The 21,070-nt window shown below is 43.2% G+C and carries 18 protein-coding genes and 2 pseudogenes; 11 read left to right on the top strand and 9 right to left on the bottom strand.

All coding sequences use genetic code 11. The annotated features are described in order from the left end of the window. The first annotated feature begins 113 nt into the window (after positions 1-113). The 9 genes from adhP (at position 114) to QL982_RS04720 (ending at position 11,085) form a co-directional block, all read left to right on the top strand. Entirely contained in the window at positions 114-1,142 is a 1,029-nt protein-coding gene (gene adhP / locus QL982_RS04760) for an alcohol dehydrogenase AdhP (protein ID WP_290165208.1), read from the top strand. A gap of 205 nt (positions 1,143-1,347) precedes the next feature. Next, positions 1,348-1,674 (top strand): DUF779 domain-containing protein, encoded by a 327-nt coding sequence (locus tag QL982_RS04755; protein ID WP_290165210.1) that lies wholly within the window; start codon positions 1,348-1,350, stop codon positions 1,672-1,674. A 194-nt stretch (positions 1,675-1,868) separates the two neighbouring features. Further along, entirely contained in the window at positions 1,869-3,512 is a 1,644-nt protein-coding gene (locus QL982_RS04750) for a GMC family oxidoreductase N-terminal domain-containing protein (RefSeq protein WP_290165212.1), read from the top strand. Between the two features lie 694 nt (positions 3,513-4,206). Beyond that, positions 4,207-5,847, top strand: a complete 1,641-nt coding sequence (locus QL982_RS04745) for an ABC transporter substrate-binding protein (RefSeq protein WP_290165152.1) — start codon at positions 4,207-4,209, stop codon at positions 5,845-5,847. Positions 5,848-6,012: 165 nt separating this feature from the next. Then, entirely contained in the window at positions 6,013-7,029 is a 1,017-nt protein-coding gene (locus QL982_RS04740) for an ABC transporter permease subunit (RefSeq protein ID WP_290165155.1), read from the top strand. Positions 7,030-7,172: 143 nt separating this feature from the next. Continuing rightward, entirely contained in the window at positions 7,173-8,087 is a 915-nt protein-coding gene (locus QL982_RS04735; protein WP_290165157.1) for an ABC transporter permease subunit, read from the top strand. 1 nt (position 8,088) lies between these two features. After that, on the top strand, positions 8,089-9,153 hold the full coding sequence (locus QL982_RS04730; RefSeq protein WP_290165159.1) for an ABC transporter ATP-binding protein: 1,065 nt from the start codon (positions 8,089-8,091) through the stop codon (positions 9,151-9,153). Further along, positions 9,150-10,121, top strand: a complete 972-nt coding sequence (locus QL982_RS04725; protein WP_290165161.1) for a peptide ABC transporter ATP-binding protein — start codon at positions 9,150-9,152, stop codon at positions 10,119-10,121. The genes QL982_RS04730 and QL982_RS04725 overlap by 4 nt, the downstream gene beginning before the upstream one ends. Next, positions 10,114-11,085, top strand: a complete 972-nt coding sequence (locus QL982_RS04720) for a DUF4424 family protein (protein ID WP_290165163.1) — start codon at positions 10,114-10,116, stop codon at positions 11,083-11,085. Before QL982_RS04725 ends, QL982_RS04720 begins: the two co-directional genes overlap by 8 nt. A 171-nt stretch (positions 11,086-11,256) precedes the next feature. Here the strand turns inward: QL982_RS04720 and QL982_RS04715 are convergent, their stop codons facing one another. From QL982_RS04715 to QL982_RS04700, 4 genes and pseudogenes are all read right to left on the bottom strand, one after another. Then, positions 11,257-12,276 (bottom strand): NERD domain-containing protein, encoded by a 1,020-nt coding sequence (locus QL982_RS04715; RefSeq protein ID WP_290165165.1) that lies wholly within the window; start codon positions 12,274-12,276, stop codon positions 11,257-11,259. A 60-nt stretch (positions 12,277-12,336) separates the two neighbouring features. Beyond that, positions 12,337-12,879 (bottom strand): hypothetical protein, encoded by a 543-nt coding sequence (locus tag QL982_RS04710; protein WP_290165167.1) that lies wholly within the window; start codon positions 12,877-12,879, stop codon positions 12,337-12,339. A gap of 271 nt (positions 12,880-13,150) precedes the next feature. Continuing rightward, positions 13,151-13,336: pseudogene (locus QL982_RS04705) on the bottom strand (hypothetical protein); the annotation flags it as partial. 36 nt (positions 13,337-13,372) lie between these two features. Further along, positions 13,373-13,789: a hypothetical protein gene (locus QL982_RS04700; RefSeq protein ID WP_290165169.1), complete on the bottom strand. Its 417-nt coding sequence runs from the start codon at positions 13,787-13,789 to the stop codon at positions 13,373-13,375. A 223-nt stretch (positions 13,790-14,012) separates the two neighbouring features. On the opposite strand from QL982_RS04700, the pseudogene QL982_RS04695 reads away from it, so the two are divergent. Further along, positions 14,013-14,168: pseudogene (locus QL982_RS04695) on the top strand (IS256 family transposase); the annotation flags it as partial. Between the two features lie 58 nt (positions 14,169-14,226). Here QL982_RS04695 and QL982_RS04690 read toward each other — a convergent pair. From QL982_RS04690 to serS, 5 genes are all read right to left on the bottom strand, one after another. Continuing rightward, complete coding sequence (locus QL982_RS04690; RefSeq protein WP_290190185.1) at positions 14,227-15,099, bottom strand: class I SAM-dependent methyltransferase; 873 nt, start codon at positions 15,097-15,099, stop codon at positions 14,227-14,229. A gap of 398 nt (positions 15,100-15,497) precedes the next feature. Then, a complete protein-coding gene (gene tkt / locus QL982_RS04685) occupies positions 15,498-17,495 on the bottom strand; it encodes a transketolase (RefSeq protein ID WP_290164390.1) in 1,998 nt (665 codons plus the stop codon). A 246-nt stretch (positions 17,496-17,741) separates the two neighbouring features. Further along, on the bottom strand, positions 17,742-18,092 hold the full coding sequence (locus QL982_RS04680; RefSeq protein ID WP_290164392.1) for a hypothetical protein: 351 nt from the start codon (positions 18,090-18,092) through the stop codon (positions 17,742-17,744). A 32-nt stretch (positions 18,093-18,124) separates the two neighbouring features. Further along, positions 18,125-18,541 (bottom strand): hypothetical protein, encoded by a 417-nt coding sequence (locus QL982_RS04675; protein WP_290164393.1) that lies wholly within the window; start codon positions 18,539-18,541, stop codon positions 18,125-18,127. Between the two features lie 140 nt (positions 18,542-18,681). Continuing rightward, positions 18,682-19,968, bottom strand: a complete 1,287-nt coding sequence (serS, locus tag QL982_RS04670) for a serine--tRNA ligase (protein WP_290164395.1) — start codon at positions 19,966-19,968, stop codon at positions 18,682-18,684. A gap of 380 nt (positions 19,969-20,348) precedes the next feature. On the opposite strand from serS, the gene QL982_RS04665 reads away from it, so the two are divergent. Further along, a complete protein-coding gene (locus QL982_RS04665; protein WP_290164397.1) occupies positions 20,349-21,008 on the top strand; it encodes a YcxB family protein in 660 nt (219 codons plus the stop codon). Positions 21,009-21,070 lie beyond the last annotated feature (62 nt).

Raw genomic sequence — 21,070 nt, 5'->3', positions numbered from 1 at the left:
CGTGAATTGAAGACACGCCCTAAGTTCAAAGCACTTTGTAATAAAGGTTGCAAAGTGCTTTAGTGATGTTCTATAAGCCTCTTCATGTAAGAACTCTGACAAGGAATAATTATATGACTAATAAGATGAAAGCTGCCGTATTGCATGAATTCAACCAACCCTTACAAATCGAAGAGGTTGACATTCCAACACCAGGCGCTGGTGAAATTGTGGTTAAAATGCAGGCCTCAGGTGTTTGTCATACCGATTTACATGCTATTGAAGGCGATTGGCCCGTAAAACCTAGCCCGCCATTTATTCCAGGACACGAAGGTGTCGGCCTAATCACTGCGGTTGGCGCAGGTGTTACCCATGTGAAAGAAGGTGACCGCGTCGGTGTACCTTGGCTCTACTCTGCTTGTGGTCACTGCACCCATTGTTTAGGCGGTTGGGAGACCTTATGTGAGCGTCAACAAAACGCTGGCTACTCCGTCAATGGCAGTTTTTCAGAGTACGTACTGGCCAATGCCAACTACGTCGGTATCATCCCTGAAGGTGTTGACTCCATTGAAATTGCACCCGTTTTATGCGCAGGTGTTACCGTCTATAAAGGCCTTAAAATGACCGACACCAAGCCCGGCGATTGGGTGGTTATTTCTGGTATCGGTGGTCTCGGTCATATGGCAGTACAGTATGCCATTGCGATGGGATTGAACGTTGCGGCAGTCGACATTGACGATGAAAAACTTGAGTTTGCCAAAAAACTAGGTGCGACCATTACCGTCAATGCTAAAAATACAGATCCTGGTACTTACTTGAAAGAAGAAATTGGCGGGGCTCATGGCGTGTTAGTGACTGCCGTATCTGCTATCGCGTTCGATCAAGCGATCAGCATGGTCAGACGTGGTGGTACGGTGGTCTTTAACGGCTTGCCAACGGGCGACTTCCCTGTTTCTATCTTTGATACGGTTCTCAACGGTATTACCATTCGCGGCTCTATCGTCGGTACGCGTCTCGACTTACAAGAGTCATTAGATATGGCCGCAGCAGGTAAAGTAAAAGCGACTGTTAGCGCTGAGCCGTTAGAAAACATTAACGATATCTTTGAGCGTATGCGTAACGGCAAAATCGAAGGTCGCATTGTGATTGACTACAGTATGTAGTTATTACTAGGGCGTGTCTTAATATTTCACACATTTAATCACAAACCATCAGTCGTATCGTCTTCATTCACATGCTATAAATGATGTGAGTGAAAACGATACGGCTTTTTATATTCTCATCCAGTATGACACTTATACTTAATAAGACGCTCATACTTAATAAGACGTTTTCTAAAATTACATTCTATATGATAAGGAAATCATCATGAAAGTCAAAGCGACAGAGTCCTGCATAGACTTAATCGAACTACTCAAATCCAAGCACGGTGAGTTGATGTTTCATCAATCTGGTGGCTGCTGCGATGGTAGCTCCCCCATGTGTTATCCGCTAGGTGAATTTAAGGTAGGCGGCCAAGATGTATTAATCGGTGAGATTGCTGGTTGTCCATTTTATATGGGCAAAGCGCAGCACAAATTATGGCAAAATACGGATTTGACCATTGATGTCGTCAAAGGGCGCGGCGCCAGCTTTTCGTTAGAAATTCCTGAAGGCAAGCGTTTTATCGTACGTTCAGAAATTTGTGCGGTATAAGGTCGTTTGGTGCAAAATCAGGTAGTATCGACTTTAAATGATGAACCGAATCTAACAATCTTACGGTACTTGCGCAGACAGATACCGCGGAGTCATTTTTATTTTATTATTTCAGCAAAATAATAGATACTGTAAAGCGTAGCTTACTTTGAAAAGCTCGTTTTAATTAGCATGGATGCTATAAGGAAGATAAAATGGAATTTGACACAACATTTGATTACGTCATCGTGGGCGGTGGCTCTGCCGGCTGTGTACTTGCCAGCCGCCTCACCGAAAATCCAGAAATCAGTGTCTGCTTATTAGAATTTGGCGGCGATGGCAAAGATTTAGCAGTGCGTGTCCCTGCTGGACTAATCCTTATGGTTCCTGGTAAACCACTAAAGTTAAATAACTGGTGCTTTCACACTACGCCTCAAACTCATCTCAATAATCGACGCGGTTTTCAACCACGTGGCCAATGCTTAGGCGGCTCATCCGCTATCAATGCCATGATTTACACACGTGGTAGTAAGCTGGATTATGAGCGCTGGGTAGAGGAAGGCTGTGATGGTTGGGGATTTGACGATGTCCTACCCTACTTTATCAAAGCTGAAAACAACGTTCATGGCAGTAGTGAGCTACATGGCGATAGCGGACCGCTGCACGTTAGCGATTTGCTCAGTCCACGCGATATCTCAAAAGCCTTTGTAGAAGCTGCTATTGCCAATGGTCTCGACCATAACACAGACTTTAATAGCGAAAAGCAAGACGGTACAGGGCTGTATCAAGTCACTCATTTCCATGGGGAAAAACAAGGTCAACGTTGCTCTGCCGCTGCGGCCTATCTACATCCCGTCCAAAGCCGCCCAAATCTGACCGTCATTACCCACGCGCAAGCCAACCGTGTCATCATTGAAGACCATCAAGCAACAGGCGTCGTCTATGAAAAAGACGGCGTTGAGCACACTGTGATGGCACGTTGTGAAGTTCTTTTATCAGGTGGTGCTTTCGGCTCGCCCAAAGTACTGATGCTATCAGGCATTGGCCCTGCATCTCATCTGCAATCTCATAACATTGAGGTCGTGGTAGACGCACCTGATGTCGGTGGCAACCTGCAAGATCACCTAGACGTGGTCTTTGATTACGAGGTCAATACCACTGATGTCATTGGCATTGGTATGGCGACGATTTCGACATTGACCAAAAGCATTCGACAATGGAGAAAAGACGGCACAGGATTGCTGTCTACCAACTATGCCGAAGCAGGTGCGTTCTTTAGTGTCGGTGATGCCCCAAAAGAGTGGCCAAACACACAGCTACACTTCGTCATATCTCGTGTAATCGAACACGGTCGTGACCTCAGACGTGGATTTGCCATTTCTTGCCATAGTTGCTACCTGCGTCCTGAGAGTCGCGGTACCGTTAGACTGGACTCAGCCGACCCCTCTGATGCCGTCTTGATTGACCCAAACTACCTATCTCATCCAAAAGATGTAGAGTGCATGGTGGCAGGTGCCGAACGTACCAGAGCCATCATGCAAGAGTCAGCAATCGCGAAGTACATCACTGAAGACTACCCTGCCCCTTACATCGAAAAAGACGGCATGCTCGGCTATATTCGCAATAAATCCGATACCATCTATCATCCTGTCGGTACTTGCCGCATGGGCTCAGATGAACACTCTGTGGTTGATTTGGAACTCAAGGTACGAGGTGTGCGCGGATTGCGAGTTATCGATGCTTCAGTCATGCCAACGCTCATTAGCGCCAATACCAATGCCCCGACCATTATGATTGCCGAAAAAATAGCAGAGCTTATTAAAGAAAATCATAATCATGCAAAGCGCGCTACTCTATAAAAAATAGAACGATACTCATTTTATTACGTACGCCTTAATAGAAGTGTAATATGACAAAATATCCATATTCAAACTTTAAGAATATGGCTAAAAATGGGGAACCATGCCTTAATCTACTTATGTTAATGGCTATCAACAGATTAAAAGACAAATAACGTAAAACGGTACGTTTTCTATTAAAATTAGTTTACAGATGTCTTGCATTCAGGTTGTTTAAAAGAGTATATTTAAACAACCTATTTATATTGGTATTTTTTATAAACATGCATAAAGGTCAGGGTCTGTTGAACATTCAAATATTAGAGCTGCTGATTGCTAAAATTGCACCAAACTAGGCGCAAGCCGACGATAATGTCGAGACCTTAGCTAGGTTTGTAACAACGTTTGGGGGGATTTTAGCATCAGCCTTTCAGGGCAGTACTCTTTTTTGCCAATATATGGCGAAATTGTCTAACCTAGAATAACTAGGCGTCAAAAATTTCACTGCATATTGTCTAAAAAATAGTGACTGCCAGCACCACATTTGAATGTTCAACAGACCCTAATATAACCTGATGCATTTTTTGTTTTATAGATCAAAGACACTATATAAATAAAGCTTTAAAGGGAATTAAAAGCTCGCTAATGATATTTATGAATCGAAGACGAATCATAAATATATGAGCGACTATTTATCATTACATAGGATGTAATAATGCAGAACTCACTCTTCAAACTTACGATGTTGGCTACGATTGTCTTAGGTATTAGTGCCTGTGGCGGAGACAACAAAACCACTGATGAATCTGCTGCTAGCTCAGATGCTAAAGCAGCTAAAACCTTGCTTTACTGCTCAGAAGGTAGCCCCGCTGGTTTCGATCCAGCCCAGTATACGTCGGGTACTGATTTTGATGCGAGCGCCTTCCCCATCTACAACGGCATAGTAGAATTCAAAAGAGCGGGTACTGAGATTCAGCCAGGTCTAGCCGAAAGCTGGGATATTAGTGAAGATGGCAAAAGCTATACCTTTACTCTACGTAAAGGGGTCAAATTCGGTAAGACTGATTACTTTACCCCGACCCGCGATTTTAATGCAGATGACATTATTTTTACGCTAGAACGTATCACCAATCCAGACTTTGAATTTAATAAAGCCTATCCTGCTGAATTCCCATATTCGGTCGGTATGGGACTGCCTGATATTATCTCTGATATCGAAAAAGTGGACGACTATACCGTCAAAGTCACGCTCAGCGAGACCAACGCGCCATTTTTACAAAATCTAGCCATGCCCTTTGCTTATATCAATTCTGCTGAATATGCCAATAAATTAATGACGGATGGCAAAGCAGCTGACATTAATACCAAGCCAGTGGGTACTGGACCTTTCGTCTTTACTTCCTATCAAAAAGACGCGCAAATTCGCTATACCAAAAACCCAGACTATTGGAACAAAGACGACATTCATATCGACAATCTCGTCTTTGTCATCACCAAAGATTCGGCGGTTCGTGCTCAAAAAGTACAAGCTGGCGAATGCCATGTGTCCGCTTATCCAAAACCTGCCGAAATTGACTCTGTCAAAAAATCGGGTAAGGCAACGGTGCTTGATCAACCAGGCTTCAACGTCGGCTATGTCGGTTACAACGTTGAAAAACCTAAGTTGAGTGATCTGAAAGTCCGTCAAGCATTAGACATGGCCATCAATAAAGACGCTATTATCAACGCGGTCTATCAAAGCGAAGGGCTGAAAGCATCCAACCCAATGCCACCAACGCAATGGGGTTACGATAAGTCGCTCAAAGATGCGCCTTATGACATTGAAAAAGCAAAAGCGCTTATCAAAGAAGCAGGCGCGGACAACCTTTCTATCAACCTGTGGTATATGCCCGTTCAACGACCATATAACCCGAATGCCAAGCTCATGGCTGAGATGCTGCAAGCAGACTGGGCGAAGATTGGAATTGATACTAAACTTGTGACTTATGAGTGGGGCGAGTACCTCAAGCGCGCTGCTAAAGGTGAACCTGATGTGATTCTAGCGGGGTGGACTGGTGATAATGGTGATCCAGACAATTGGCTTGGTTCGTTATTGTCTTGTGATGCCGTCGGTGGTAATAACTACTCACGCTGGTGTAATAAAGACTTTGATAGTTTGGTGACCAATGCCCGTCAAATCACCAATCAAGAAGAGCGTGTCGGTGACTACGAAAAAGCTCAGCAGATATTCAAAGAGCAGCTTCCTTGGACAACGATGGCGCATTCGGTCGTAACGGTATTCACTGCACCAAACGTTGTCGATTATAAAATCAGCCCGCTTGGCTCAATACGCTTCGATGGTGTGAAGGTTGAATAATCTTGACTGATTAATTTCGGTAAGACATGCACGATTGATTCTTTAATATTCGGCTGGGTCAGATAACTTTGCTCCAGCCGTATTTATATGACTCAAATGCTTTGTCACGGATATTTTCATCACTGTTAACATTCTAATCATTGAACCACAACTATTGAGCAGGCCATGCTACTTTATATTCTGCGTCGAATTGCTATTCTTATTCCCGTCTATCTTGGCTTAACGCTATCGACCTTCACTCTGATTCGTCTCGTCCCTGGAGACGCTGTCGAGATTATGATGGGCGAGCGTATGGTCGATCCAGAGCTACATGCTCGGGCCCTAGAAAGACTAGGCTTAGACAAACCACTCGTCGCCCAGTATTGGGATTATTTGACTGGTATATTGACCGGTAATTTTGGCGAGTCCTTTCGTACTCGTACTCCTGTCTTACAAGACTTCTTTGCTCACTTTGTCCCTACTTTGGAGCTGGCGTTGTGCGCCATCGTCATCGCTAGTGTGATTGGTGTGAGCTTGGGTATTTTTGCCGCCCTACGCCGTGGCACATGGATTGACTACACCCTCATGTCAGGAGCGCTGGCAGGATATTCTATGCCCATCTACTTATTGGGACCTATCCTGACTGGTATATTCGCTCACTATCTTGGTCTGTTACCCGTCGCTGGGGTCATCTCTGTGGCTCAGTTTTTAGATGTCCAGCCATTATATGGCTCGTGGTTATTGGGCTCTTTGACGTCAGGAGAACCAGGCGCATTTTGGGACGTGGTCAAGCACTTTATCTTACCTTCTGTTGCTTTATCGACCATCCCCTTAGCGATGATAGCGCGCATGACACGCTCGGCGATGCTAGAGGTATTAGATGAAGATTATGTACGCACAGCACGCGCCAAAGGCTTATCACCAAGCCGCGTGATATTGGTACACGTGATGCGCAATGCCTTGATTACTGTGGTTACGGTCGTTGGTCTACAGATGGCGACATTGCTTGCAGGTGCCATTATTACCGAGACTATCTTTAGTTGGCCAGGCGTTGGTAATTGGCTGCTCGATGGGTTTTTCACTCGTGACTACCCTATTGTACAAAACGGTATTTTATTGGTCGCCACAGCCCTGATTTTGGTTAGTTTATTTATTGATATTTTGTATGGTCTGATCAATCCGCGTATCCGACATACTTCTTAATTTAACATTGATAAATACTCATATTATAAATAGTGACGATTAGCGCTGGTATGGTTTTAAGGGATTTTTTAGCAGATTCTTAATAATTATTAAGAACAAAAATCCGAACCCTCTCAACGCGCTAGCCACTATAGGAAATGCTCATGAAGCCTTCTGCTGTTCCCACTGATCTTAATCTTATGGCTGCCACACCGCCCTCGTCTTGGCAGCTATTTTTATCGACATTCTGCCGAAACAAAGGCGCAGTGCTTGGTTTTATTGTACTGGCATTGATGGTGCTTATTGCCATACTCGCGCCTGCCATTGCGCCTCATGATCCTTATGAATTGTTCACCGGCCAAGAGCAACTGCCACCTGCCTTTCTTGATGGCGGCAATACCATGTTTTGGCTGGGTACTGATGATGCGGGCCGAGATACCTTGTCTCGGGTGATGTATGGTGCGCGTTATTCACTGTTTATCGGTCTGAGCGCGACGACTCTGGCGATGCTGGTCGGTATTTCGCTCGGGCTGAGTGCGGCGTTTTGGCCAAAAGTCTGGGGCAAGGCCGTCATGCTAGTTAATGACATTTTGATGTCTTATCCAAGCTTGCTATTGGCGATTATCATTGCTGCTATCTTAGGGCCTTCTATGACCAATACGATCATTACGATCGCGCTGGTCTGTACGCCGCCTTTTATTCGTCTGACACGTGCTACTGCAATGGTAGAGCTACAACGTGAGTACTTTATCGCCTCTCAAGTGATGGGCGCTGGTGTACTGCGTTTACTATTTATCACCATTTTGCCCAACTGTATGGCACCGCTTATCGTACAGGCGACGATGATTTTCTCTTCTGCTATTTTAGAAGCGGGTGCGATTGGTTTCTTGGGCTTTGGTGTACAGCCACCGGATGCCGAATGGGGCGCGATGCTAGGTACGGCACGTCAATATATTCAAAGTAATGTTTGGCTAGCCATTTGGCCGGGTGTCGCTATATTCTTGGCTGCATTGTCGATTAACCTGACTGGTGATGGCTTACGTGATGCGCTAGATCCCAAATTGAAGCAGGTGACCTAAGATGATTGATACTTTAAACACAACCACGACCCATACTTCAATGCATGACTCATCAACAAAAGAATCAGCATTGTTGTTAGACATTGAAAATCTTTCAGTCACTTTCGGTCAAGGGGTGCGTGCTTTTCGTGCCGTCGATGATGTGTCATTAAAAATCGCACAAGGCGAAGTTATCGCTGTCGTGGGTGAATCTGGCTCAGGTAAATCGGTCACTATGATGGCACTGATGGGACTATTACCACCCTCTGCGACGGTTCGTGCTAAGCGTGTTATGTTCGATAATAAAGACATGCTTAGCATGCCTGCCAAAGAGAAGCGCGGCATCATTGGTAAAGACATCTCTATGATTTTTCAAAATGCCATGTCTTGCCTAAATCCAAGCTTTACGGTTGAGATGCAATTAGGCGAAGTACTACGCAAGCACCTTGGTTTACGAGGCGCAGCAGTACAAGCGCGTATCTTAGAGCTGCTAGAATTGGTCGAGATGCCCGATGCCAAAAACCGACTCAAAGTCTATCCACATCAACTGTCGGGCGGTATGAGTCAACGGGTCATGATTGCGATGGCGATTGCTTGTGAGCCAAAACTACTGATCGCAGATGAACCCACTACTGCTCTCGATGTCACGGTACAGGCACAAATTATGGATTTGCTGAGCCGATTACAACGCGAAAAACAGATGGCAATGGTACTGATTACCCACGACTTGGGACTGGTCGCACAAAACTCGCGTGATGTCGCAGTCATGTATGCGGGACAAGTGGTGGAAACCAGTACCGTACCGGAGATTTTCCAAAATCCTGCTCACCCTTATACCGAGGCATTACTGCAAGCCATCCCAGAGCTCGCTATCGGTCAAGACCGTCTAAACAGCTTGCCCGGTGTCGTGCCAAGTCAATACGATCGCCCAAGCGGCTGCTTACTGTCTCCGCGTTGCCCGTATAAAGAATCCGCTTGTGAAGTACCACCGCCTATTTTAGATACACCTACTGGCAAGGTACGTTGTATTGATTCTAATATTACCTCTCGCCCCTCTCACGCTGCTACCTTGGAGTCCCAAGTATGAGTAACAAAGTGGTCTTAAAAGCAGACAACCTACACAAGCACTATCCAGTATCACAAGGTCTGGGCAAAGCAAAAGCCTACGTGAAAGCGCTCAATGGTGTCTCATTCGAGCTTGAAGCTGGCAAGACATTAGCAGTCGTTGGTGAGTCAGGCTGCGGAAAATCCACCCTTGCCCGCCAGCTGACGCTGATCGAAGAGCCTACTCATGGCGAGCTATTTATCAACGATGAAGCAACAACTGGCTATAGTAGAAAAGCGCTAAAAGAGTTGCGTACCGAAATTCAAATGGTCTTCCAAAACCCTTATGGTAGCCTCAACCCGCGCCATACTATCGGCTATCAGTTGACGGAACCATTGGATATCCATACCAAACTGTCCAAAGAAGAAAAGCGCGACAAAATCAACGAGATGATGAAAAATGTTGGTCTACGTCCCGAACATGCAGGCCGCTATCCACATATGTTTTCTGGTGGTCAGCGCCAACGTATTGCCCTCGCCCGCGCCATGATGCTCAATCCTAAAATTGTCGTCGCTGATGAGCCGACCTCCGCGCTCGATGTATCCATTCAGGCGCAAGTCTTAAATCTATTTATGGATTTGCAGGATGAATATCGTACCGCTTACGTTTTTATCTCGCACAATCTATCGGTCGTACGTCATGTCGCTGATGATGTGATGGTCATGTATTTAGGTCAAGCTGTTGAACACGGCCCCAAAGAAGCGATTTATAACGCGCCAAAACATCCCTATACTATCGCCCTATTGGCTGCTGCACCAACGGTAAATGGCCATAAAAACGATTTGACCCTACAAGGTGAGCTACCAAGTCCGCTCAATCCACCAAGTGGCTGCGCCCTACATAAACGCTGCCCCTATGCCAAGCAGCAATGCAGCGAAGTAGAGCCGCAATTGCGCGAATGGGACGGTCGATTGGTCGCTTGTTTACGTTTGGAAGAAATATATGGATAAGCGCCATCTGATGTTTAGCGGTACATTAACTTGCACTGTGCTACTAGCGATGACGGCTGCCCAAGCAAACGACTCTACGGGCTATGTCGGCACAGGCGGTGTTGAATATCTGAAAAATAAAAACATCAGCATGCATAGTGAGGATTTATACATCTCAAAAGATGAAATTCGCGTCAATTATGAGTTCAAAAATCTCAGTAATAAAGACATTACTGAGACGGTTCTTTTTCCTATGCCAGCGGTGCCTAGCTCTATGGACTCAGATTACGCTGATATAAGTGCCACTTATGATAACTTTAAAGTTTGGGCCAGTGGTAAGCCTATCATTCCTAATCAGCATGTTCGTACTTTTATGCATCCGATTGTCACCAAAGATGGTAATAGACACTATGGGAAAACGCCTATTGATACCACCAACATTTTTAAGGCGTGCGGTATTAGTGACGCTGAAATGATGTCACCTTGGACCTATAAATTTGATACCGATGACATCAATCAACGTCTTGTAGATTGTAATAATAAGGCACTAGATAAATTTATCTATGATGAAGGGTACTTTTATATGCCTTGGGACTCACAAATTATTTATAGTTGGGAGCAAACCTTCAAAGCCAATACTATCACCAAGGTCAAACACACGTATAAACCTTTGGTGGGTGGCTCGGTGCATCTAGGTGAGGAAGAGTTTCCAAATTTTTGCGTAGACAGTTCAACTCAGAGAGGATTTCACAAGGGTGGTGGTCGTCCCTATCATGCCTTAAGCTATATCCTAACGACGGGGGCAAATTGGGCCAAACCTATCACCAACTTTAAACTGACTGTAAAACGCGACCCTAACGAACTGGTCTCATTCTGCTGGAAAGGCAAGGGTAACGTTAAGAAGATTGGACCAACGACGTTTGAAATCAAAGAAAGTAATTTTGTGCCAACCCATGATTTTGACGTCGCTTTTATCATGAAGTAGCGGTTAGTTTATAGAGTACGTCTAGCGCACCGATAAAACTTTTTTCGACGGTCATCTTGTCGCTAGGTGTTAGCGAACAAAACCAAGCAAGAAAACAAAAATATTAGCCTCAGCATCCGATGCTTTAAAAGTGGGGAAATATGCGAGGCATGGGTCGGTTTTCTTTAAAGACTAATCAATATTCACCACACCGCGACATTTAGGAAACTGACTACAACCAAAAAAGTCTTTCCCTTGGTGCTGGCCTTTTTTTGCAACACGTTTGATCATTGCCCCCTGACATCTTGGGCAGGTTGGTGCTTGAATGAGATTATCTGTATTGTTTACCACCTCAACTGTAACGGGTTTATTCACTTTTGGCTCAAGCTCTACAACCTCAAACGGTGTAAGAAACACTTTATTAGCCATATCATATGGTGTATTTACCTGCTGAGTATTCAGATTATCAGTTAGTAACTCGCTAGATTCAATGTCAGTCTGACCCGACCATTGCAGCACTTCTCTACTTTTCAGCGTGGCTCGTTTAGCGGTTTCTTTTACTATCGTCTCTGGTGTAGGCTTATTGGTAGTTTTAGAAACTGATTTATCGGTAGCGTTACCACTAGGCTGTTTGTTTGAGGGGCTATGCTTGTCTTTTAGATAGGCTTTATGCTCTCGATTGGTGCGCCAAGATTTACTAAATTTGTTGCTGTTAATCTGCTCAACGATGGACCTAACCTCGTCTTCAGTCAGTATTTCATCCTGCTTTTTCTTAACATAAGATACCATGCCACCTGTCAATACGTGCTCGGGTAACTCATCACGCGTTTTCAGTTCGCACTCACCGATGAAAGCAATCATCGAATGAAAGTAGCTCAGTTCCAATCCTAATAAATCTGCGAGCGTCTTGATGTGCAGATAATTTTGGCGCAGTGGGTTCTGAAATTTGAATTTACTTCCATTTGGGAAGGCTTGCGTCCACTGTCTTTGGTTCTCGCTACCATATATCCAGCCTTTATAATTTTTGGTTTCGATGACAAAGATGCCGTATACAGAAACGATGATATGATCAATTTGGGTACTACCACCGTTGGCTCTTGGCAAGGTAATACCGTTTAATCGGTGATAGACGTTTTTTTCTAGTTTTAACCACATGGCGACGTTGATGACGGTTTCACCTAGGAAACCTTTAAAGCTGGATTTGAGGGACATAATAGCGATCTTTAGAATGGTTATAGAATATGCTAGGCGTACTAACGAAACTCTTTAAATTTAATTAATTAGCACTCTCTTACGACGCTTTAAAGGCTTAGCGTAATTAGAAGAGCATGATCTGATATGTTTATAAAAACTCTTATAAACCCGATCATACTCTTCATCAAACTGTTTAAGTACCTCTAAAGTACTATCACTAGGATTAGTTCCATATTCCTGCTGTGCATTTATCAGGTTTCCACCTGCATTTAAAAACAACTCATATTTTTTCTCAAGCTCTGGAAAATATAAAGCTATCAATATTTCTATCTTGCCACCTTCTCTGTAAAATTCATCAACATCTAAAGCTTCATCGTCATTGCTTGAAAAACTTTTGGATTGAATTTCCTGAATAATGGCTGCAAAATCAACCAATCTAAAAGCCACTTCCTCAAACTTTATTCTCAAAAAGGCTTCATACTCCTTTTTGCGTTCAGATTTCTGAGTAATGAGAATACCGCATAGTCCAAATATTCCGATTATACAGGCTGCTATCAAGCCTTCACTTAGTTCAATCTGCTTTAGCCATGTAATAACATTTGCCAGTTCGATACTATCCATCTAATTTTTCCAGTTCTGTAGTCATATAATTTATTTTTATATGAGAGCTGCACAAGAAGTAGAATATAACTTTGTGAGCAATCAATCTATTCTAATTTACCACTAAATCATTATTTTGAGGCACAGAATTTAGTACTGATTGCAGCCGTTATTTTACAGATAACCATATCGACAAAAGCAGACCAAAAGAAAAGCCAAAAATTAAACCATAAAAAAAGCCACTAGATTACTCTAGCAGCTCTTTTTTTAAACGCTAACTAAGTTAGGTTTATTACACCAAACTATTTACTGCTTCAACCACGGCGTCAGTCGTAATACCAAACTCTTTGTATAACTGATCTGCAGGAGCAGATTCGCCATAAGTGGTCATACCGATGACTTTGCCATCTAGACCAACGAACTTGTACCAGTAATCTACATGCGCCGCTTCTACTGCGACGCGGGCACGGATATTGGCACTCACATCAAATATTCATTTAATATAACCAATAAACTAACCTTTTAGCGACTCACTCCATTGTTTGATATAGTCCATTTGCTTATGTACTGTAGTTAATTTATCTAGATCATCACAATGGTCAAAAGTCCCAACTCTGTTAGTGCCTCGCTTTCCCATTTCAATTATATAGCCAACTTTTCCTTGTGACATTTGCTGACCCATACTTGAGCAGACAAAATCTAATCTACATCCATTAATACATATAACAATGTTTTTAGGCTCTAATAGTGCCCTTAGTCCGAATAAAGCTTTATAAAAATCACTATCTTGAAATTGATACCTACCAAGTCCAGCCAATACAAGAGTTAGTCCAACATTTTCAGAAGAATCCGAATAGCTTTTAAATATTAACTCAGCATTTTCTTTAATTTTATTGTTATAGATAGCTACTTTTTGATGCATGATATTCATCTTTGTGTCCAGCCTATATAATTTTTTCTTTCGGATTATAAACATCTTTTTCAAGCTTTAACCACATGACGACGTTGATAACGGTCTCGCCTAGGAAACCTTTAAAGCTGGATTTTAGGGACATGATTTGGCTCTATTTTAAACACTGAGCTTCTTAAAACGATTTAACTATAAGTTATTAATCATTTTTTGAGAAAGGACTGATACAAATAATTTATCAGCAAGGGAGTTTCCCTCTGATCAGGCAGCATTCAAGGTGGTTTATCTGGCAACCTAGCAAGCATCCAAGAAGTGGTCGATGCCAATCCGTAACTGGACGTCTGCTCTGAATCGCTTTATGATTATGTTTGATGATCGTATCAGCAAGCATTTAATCTAAATGGCAGTTACACAGAATCTGGGATGGGCTCGGGCTCATATTTATTCAGAAACTTATTCTATTTTTTTATAGATAGAGTAGATACTAAAACCTTCTGATAGTTATCAGTATTAATAGTCCCACCAGACTCATCTCTAGCAATCATTTTAGTACCACGATCTTTACCTACCTCTTCGTAATCTACAAATTTTATCTTCTCAATGCAAAATCCAGTCCCTCTACTCAGCCTTATATGTTCAAACTTAGTCATCTCAACTAAATCCTCCTGATATACAGCCCTATCAATTATATTTAATCCTTTTCCTGACGAAAGAATTTCGTCACATATTTGATATAGTCTTTTCTGAACAAATATACGAGCATCTGATGAATTTTTAGTAATAGTAGTATTGAATAAACTATTATTCCCTCTCATATTGTGAGTACCTAACAACCAACATACTATTCCATCAATAACCTCAGTTAAGTCATTCTTTATAAATCCAACAAACTTATCATCATTAATAAAATCAGATTCGACCAAAACCACATCATAATCTACCTGATTGAATGTTAAATCTTTATATTTTATTTCATACTTCTGACTATCTATAGCTATAACTTTTCCACGAAGAATCAACTTTACATTATAGCCATTCTCTTTCAACAGCTTTTCTGCTTTTTTAAGACATGAAGGGTTTTCATCTACAGCAATAACTTTATGACCCTGATTCAATAAATTCAAAGTTGAAAATCCAGTACCACAACCAACTTCAAGGATATTCTTATAATCTATAACCCGTTTAGCCATCCATTCATAATACTTTCTTTCATCAAATGCTTTTGAATGTTCATACCATTCCTTACTATACTGATCTCTAACTTCAGATAGCTTTTCTGAAACTCTATCCTTTTTATAAGCACCAACTAAGTTATTTATGAGACTATTCATGGCTCAAACCCTTATCAATATTTCTATGTTTTAAGATTATACGTTGCAGATATCTCAATCTAGAACTCGTGATATAGAATACAATCATCACAAAGCAACACATTCGTTTCAGTAGAAGAGCATAAATTAAACAACTATAGATATTATCAAGAACACGATGTAACCGCTAGCCCTGATTGCAACGGTTATCCTGCTGATGACAATGGCGCTACGGACTGTGGATGGAAGTGGTCGCTTAAATGACGGAACGCGTTCAGGCACGATAGTCCGCACGCCATTGACGAAGCAGATAATAGCGTAAAGCAGGATTGGCTCCAAAACTTACACATCAAATATAAAAAAAAGCCACTAGATTTCTCCAGTAGCTCTTTTTTTAAACACTAACTAAGTCAGGTTTATTACACCAAACTATTTACCGCTTCAACCACAGCGTCAGTTGTAATACCAAACTCTTTGTATAACTGGTCTGCAGGAGCAGATTCGCCATAAGTGGTCATGCCGATGACTTTGCCATCTAGACCAACGAACTTATACCAGTAATCTACATGCGCCGCTTCGACTGCGACGCGGGCACGGATATTGGCAGGCAATACCGCCTCACGATAGCTAGCATCTTGCTCAACGAAAATCTCAGCACATGGCATAGACACCACACGGACGCCAACACCGTTTGCGCTCAATGTCTCGTACGCTTCCATCGCAAGGCCAACTTCTGAACCAGTGGCGATGATGATTGCTTGTAGCTCGCCTTGCTCTTTCGCAAGTACATAGCCACCTTTGGTGATATTCGCTACTTGCTCGCTATCACGTGCTTGATGTGGCAAGCTCTGACGGCTAAAGATCAATGCTGATGGGTTGTTTTCTGATTTGATTGCTTCTACCCAAGCACTAGCAGATTCAGTCGCATCACACGGACGCCATGTGCGTAGATTTGGCGTGGTACGTAGGCTAGTCAATTGCTCAACTGGCTGATGCGTTGGGCCATCTTCACCCAGACCGATAGAGTCATGCGTATAGACATGGATGACGCGCTGCTTCATGAGTGCGCCCATGCGTACCGCGTTTCGTGCGTATTCCATAAACATCAGGAACGTTGCTACGTAAGGGATAAAGCCGCCATGCAACGCGATACCATTGGCAATCGCGGTCATACCGAACTCGCGCACGCCGTAATAGATATAGTTGCCATCAGCGTCTTTTTCGATGCCTTTAGCGCCTTTGAATAGCGTCAAGTTCGAGCCAGCTAAATCCGCTGAACCGCCTAGCAATTCTGGCAATAATGGCTGTAAGGTATTGATCGCATTTTGACTGGCTTTACGACTGGCGACATCGCCGCCCGCTTCTTGCGTTTGCTGAATATAAGCTTGTGCTTGGTTATCAAAGTCAGCAGGCAAATCACCATTTAGACGGCGCAATAGCTCAGACGCCAGTTCAGGATAGGCTTTCTTATAAGCGTCAAAGTCCGCATCCCAGTTCTTTTGTTGTACGTCACCTTTGGCTTTAGCATCCCATGCTTCATAGATTTCATCATCTAATTCAAATGGAGCATGCTTCCAAGACAGTGCATCACGAGTTAAGGTGATTTCGTCATCACCAAGTGGTGCACCATGACTGGCTGCTAGGCCCTGTTTGTTCGGGCTACCAGCACCGATCGTGGTTTTGCAAATCAGAAGACTTGGTTTGGTAGTCTCTTTTAGCGCTTGTTCAGTTGCCTGCGTGATCGCTTCAGCATCATGACCATCGACTTTGATAACTTGCCAGCCATAAGATTCAAAACGCGCTTGCGTATCATCAGTGAACCAGCCTTCGACATTACCATCGATAGAGATACCGTTGTCATCATAGAAGAAGACTAGCTTGCCAAGACCTAACGTGCCAGCCAATGAGCAAACTTCATGACTGATACCTTCCATCAAGCAACCATCGCCTAAGAACGCATAGGTGTTATGGTCTACGACGTTATGACCGTCACGATTGAACTGTGCGGCTAAAGTTTTTTCTGCAATGGCAAAACCAACGGCATTAGCAATACCTTGACCTAGTGGACCAGTAGTCGTCTCGACACCTGGTGTATAACCAAGCTCAGGGTGACCTGGGGTTTTTGAATGCAATTGGCGGAAACCTTTCAGATCATCGATGCTCAAATCATAACCAGATAAATGCAGCAATGAATAAATAAGCATTGAGCCATGGCCATTCGATAAGACAAAGCGGTCACGGTTGTGCCACTGTGGATCGGTTGGGTTGTGCTTCAAAAACTTGCGCCACAGAACTTCAGCAATATCAGCCATGCCCATCGGAGCACCTGGATGACCAGAGTTGGCTTTTTGTACCGCGTCAAACGACAGTACACGAATGGCATTGGCTAATTTACGTTCGCTAATTGGAGCTGGCATAGAGTGTCCTAATATTCAAATGAGGGGTATGGCTGATAAGAGGAGAGTTTACTCAAAGGGTAATAAAATAAGGACGCAAAATGCGCCCTTACCGTGTTGGCTATAAAATCAAAGTGCAATATTAACATATTTGCTATGAGCCTAGCTAAGAAATGACATGAAAGCCAAGTTTATTACTACTCATACTTCATACACATCATGAATAATACTGGTCAGTAATTTAGTATTTATGACATGAGCTTTAAATCAATACAAATCAAATTCAGCCGTTATATCTTGATACAAGCTGACATCTACTGGCTGGTTGGTGTAAAACAGAAAAAAGCTATCTATCACTTGACACGTATCGTTAGTACAGCATTGATAGTGCTTAAACCCACTCGCTATAGGAATTCGCACTTCTAAATCATACAGCCCGTCTGTGCGATAGGTTTCTATATTAATACGAGTCTGGATATAACTATTATCATCAAGCAAGCTACCTAAGACGATATGCTCTTCATTTGAATAAGGCAAATCCATAATATAACGTTTTATGGATACCCAATCGAATATTGCCAACTCATCATTTGCGGTTCTTAAATAAAACTGCGTCATAGAAGTATCACCTAATAGAAGAGTCGCCTGAATTAGTACGAGTAATGGTAAGTCTCTGGGCAGTGATTAAGCACAGCTGACTTGTTCTGTCGGCAGAACATCACGACATAATCCGTTATTTTATCGTATATATCTTCACCATCTAGGTAATAGCAGATACCTGTCTCGCCATTTTTAATTATCTGATACAAATACACTTGAATGGCTTGTTGGTCTGACGGTTCATCGAAATGATGGCTTAATTCAGTCTCAAGGCACTTAGCCATGTTGTTAAAATCATCACTCCAATTCATATTACCATTTCGGTAATACTCGCTAGCCAACCGACCGATCAAGCGAACGAGCTCACCTTGAAGTGTAGCGGCACGACCACTTTTCGGCACAAGGCTTTGCCACAAAGCGTCATACTCACTCTGATATTGACCTGAACCATCTGCGTACAATGCCACTATTCATCCTTATTCAGCTATAATAGTCATTCCACTATAAAAGTATTACAGCGTTAACCTCGCTTAAAGTATCACATATACATCTACACTCGGTTGCCTTGTACTACTTTTAAACTGAATCGACTATAGTTAATCTGATATTAAACTGAAATCGTCTCAGCACCGCCCATAAACGGACGCAATACTTCTGGAATCGTGATACTACCATCAGCGTTTTGATGGTTTTCCATGACTGCCAATAGCGTACGACCAACGGCTAAACCTGAACCGTTCAAAGTATGAGCTAAGCTAGTTTGCTTGCCGTCTTTGACACGTGTGCCCATGCGGCGCGCTTGGAAGTCACCACAGTTAGAGCAGCTAGAGATTTCACGGTAAGTATCTTGGCTCGGTAACCATACTTCGATGTCATAAGTCTTTTGTGCGGCAAAACCCATATCACTCGTACATAGCTGAACGGTGCGGTATGGTAGGTTCAACTGCTGCAAGATGTATTCAGCCTGTCCTGTCATTGCCTCTAACAAGTCATCAGACTGCTCAGCCGTGGCAATATTGACCATCTCAACTTTTTCAAACTGATGCTGACGGATTAGACCACGAGTATCACGCCCATGAGAACCCGCCTCACTACGGAAACAAGGCGTATGCGCGGTAAATTTAAGCGGCAGCTCGCTAATGTCCAAACGCTCGCCGCGTACCAAGTTGGTCATTGGCACTTCAGCAGTAGGAATGAGATAAAAGTCCATGTCTTCATTGTTTGTGTGATTTTTCAGCTTAAACAAATCATCTTCAAACTTTGGCAATTGCCCTGTACCTTTGAGGCTGTCTGAATTCACAATATATGGCACATAGGTCTCAAGATAGCCGTACTTCATGGTATGCGTATTGAGCATGAATTGAATCAGTGCACGATGCATCTGCGCCAACTGTCCTTTTAGCACATTAAAGCGACTGCCAGTCAGCTTGGTCGCCGCTTCAAAATCAAGCATTCCAAGTGTCTCACCAATATAAGTGTGATCTTGAATCTCAAAATCAAACGTACGCGGTGTGCCCCACTTGCGTACTTCTACGTTATCATCTTCTGACGTACCCACTGGTACATCGGCTGCTGGAATATTAGGGATTTGCATGCCAGCTTTGGTGATACGCTCTTGCAAAGTGCGCAATTCATCTTCAGCAGCTTTAATCTCACCGCTGACGCTCTGCATCTCAGCCAATAGCTCACTGGCATCTTCGCCTGATTTTTTTAGCGCGCCTACTTGCTTAGCACCCGCGTTACGGCGCGACTGCAACTCTTCAGTTTTGATCTGCAAAGATTTACGTTCTGACTCAACCGTTTGCCAAAAATCTATGTCAAGTGCATAACCACGAGTGGCCAACTGCTGTTGTAGGTCGTTTAAATCGCCGCGCAAGAGTTTCGGATCAATCATAATAGTTGCCTGTAACACTAAAGGTGAATAAAAGATTTGTTTTTAAAGGTGCTGGTTTTATCGAAATAAGTGGTAGCCGCTATAATACCAAGACACAGCAGATTTGACCATGTTTTGGCTTTCTTTGACTGATTTTTCATTCGTTGTGCTTCATATTTGCCGCAAATTACCGTAGGGCGTGTCCTAACTCTGAACCCTAAACGGTAAATGGACTAATATCACCTCTATCAGTGAACAGACCTGCTTATATGTTTCATTTAGGAGCACTTTTCGGTAAGATAAGCGCATACCTTTATTCATTTCTAGCCAAGTACGGCATAGCTGCCTCGCTTTGGTAATTTTAACCCAACGCTTTTAACACAAGTATTTGAGAAACCTTTATGGCCCTGTATCCCTACACACTCCAACCTGTCGCCCTGAACCTGACTGAGGCTGAATTTCACCAAGCACAGTATGAACTGTTTGCCAGTGCCAGCCCCTCTTTTGGTCTATCAAGCATTAAAACCAAAGAATGGATCATCATGGCAGTGGTTGTGGTACTCGCTATCGCAGGATTGGTCTTTGTAACAGGCTATTCGACCATTATATTTTGGTTGATGCTGGTTGGTGTGGTGATTTACCTATTGGCTCGTACCTTGGGTTTTAAATGGTACGTAAAAAGAGAGTTTGAAAAGCAAGTGGCCGATCAAGAGATGCCAGACGAGATGCGTCAAATGAAGTTGGGCGTACAAAAACATGGCTTGGTCATGGCAATGCCAACCAATCAACCTGATATGATGAAAAACTCGCAAATGCGTGGCATGCAGATGCGTGCAGGTGCGACCCAGCAAGCCGTTGTCCCTTGGACCGCAGTCAAAAGCTGGGATGAAACGGATGATTACATTTTTATGATGTTTGAAATGAAAGGTCAGCAAGGCAGCCAAATCGTTCCCAAACGTTTGCAAGCACAGAAATTCCCGATCGATACAGTACGTCAGCATTTACAAGAGGTGATTCCTGCTAAAGGCTTAAACCCTGAAAACTTGCAACCACCAGCCTAAAAATAGGCAGCGCGCTCTATCATTGATAGACATGGCAGAGAGCGTTGTTAATGGTTTTATAA

It is taken from the genome of Psychrobacter sp. 5A.1 (assembly GCF_030407455.1).
GTDB lineage: Bacteria > Pseudomonadota > Gammaproteobacteria > Pseudomonadales > Moraxellaceae > Psychrobacter.
The sequence above is the reverse complement of the archived record's forward strand: the minus strand, read 5'-3'. Positions and strand labels throughout refer to the sequence as shown.

What these genes read in the sequence shown, in the direction of transcription:
- adhP (WP_290165208.1), top strand. Translation starts at nt 114, where the DNA reads ATGACTAATAAGATGAAAGCTGCCGTATTGCATGAATTCAACCAACCC.
- QL982_RS04755 (WP_290165210.1), top strand. Translation starts at nt 1,348, where the DNA reads ATGAAAGTCAAAGCGACAGAGTCCTGCATAGACTTAATCGAACTACTC.
- QL982_RS04750 (WP_290165212.1), top strand. Translation starts at nt 1,869, where the DNA reads ATGGAATTTGACACAACATTTGATTACGTCATCGTGGGCGGTGGCTCT.
- QL982_RS04745 (WP_290165152.1), top strand. Translation starts at nt 4,207, where the DNA reads ATGCAGAACTCACTCTTCAAACTTACGATGTTGGCTACGATTGTCTTA.
- QL982_RS04740 (WP_290165155.1), top strand. Translation starts at nt 6,013, where the DNA reads ATGCTACTTTATATTCTGCGTCGAATTGCTATTCTTATTCCCGTCTAT.
- QL982_RS04735 (WP_290165157.1), top strand. Translation starts at nt 7,173, where the DNA reads ATGAAGCCTTCTGCTGTTCCCACTGATCTTAATCTTATGGCTGCCACA.
- QL982_RS04730 (WP_290165159.1), top strand. Translation starts at nt 8,089, where the DNA reads ATGATTGATACTTTAAACACAACCACGACCCATACTTCAATGCATGAC.
- QL982_RS04725 (WP_290165161.1), top strand. Translation starts at nt 9,150, where the DNA reads ATGAGTAACAAAGTGGTCTTAAAAGCAGACAACCTACACAAGCACTAT.
- QL982_RS04720 (WP_290165163.1), top strand. Translation starts at nt 10,114, where the DNA reads ATGGATAAGCGCCATCTGATGTTTAGCGGTACATTAACTTGCACTGTG.
- QL982_RS04715 (WP_290165165.1), bottom strand. Translation starts at nt 12,276, where the DNA reads ATGTCCCTCAAATCCAGCTTTAAAGGTTTCCTAGGTGAAACCGTCATC.
- QL982_RS04710 (WP_290165167.1), bottom strand. Translation starts at nt 12,879, where the DNA reads ATGGATAGTATCGAACTGGCAAATGTTATTACATGGCTAAAGCAGATT.
- QL982_RS04700 (WP_290165169.1), bottom strand. Translation starts at nt 13,789, where the DNA reads ATGAATATCATGCATCAAAAAGTAGCTATCTATAACAATAAAATTAAA.
- QL982_RS04690 (WP_290190185.1), bottom strand. Translation starts at nt 15,099, where the DNA reads ATGAATAGTCTCATAAATAACTTAGTTGGTGCTTATAAAAAGGATAGA.
- tkt (WP_290164390.1), bottom strand. Translation starts at nt 17,495, where the DNA reads ATGCCAGCTCCAATTAGCGAACGTAAATTAGCCAATGCCATTCGTGTA.
- QL982_RS04680 (WP_290164392.1), bottom strand. Translation starts at nt 18,092, where the DNA reads ATGACGCAGTTTTATTTAAGAACCGCAAATGATGAGTTGGCAATATTC.
- serS (WP_290164395.1), bottom strand. Translation starts at nt 19,968, where the DNA reads ATGATTGATCCGAAACTCTTGCGCGGCGATTTAAACGACCTACAACAG.
- QL982_RS04665 (WP_290164397.1), top strand. Translation starts at nt 20,349, where the DNA reads ATGGCCCTGTATCCCTACACACTCCAACCTGTCGCCCTGAACCTGACT.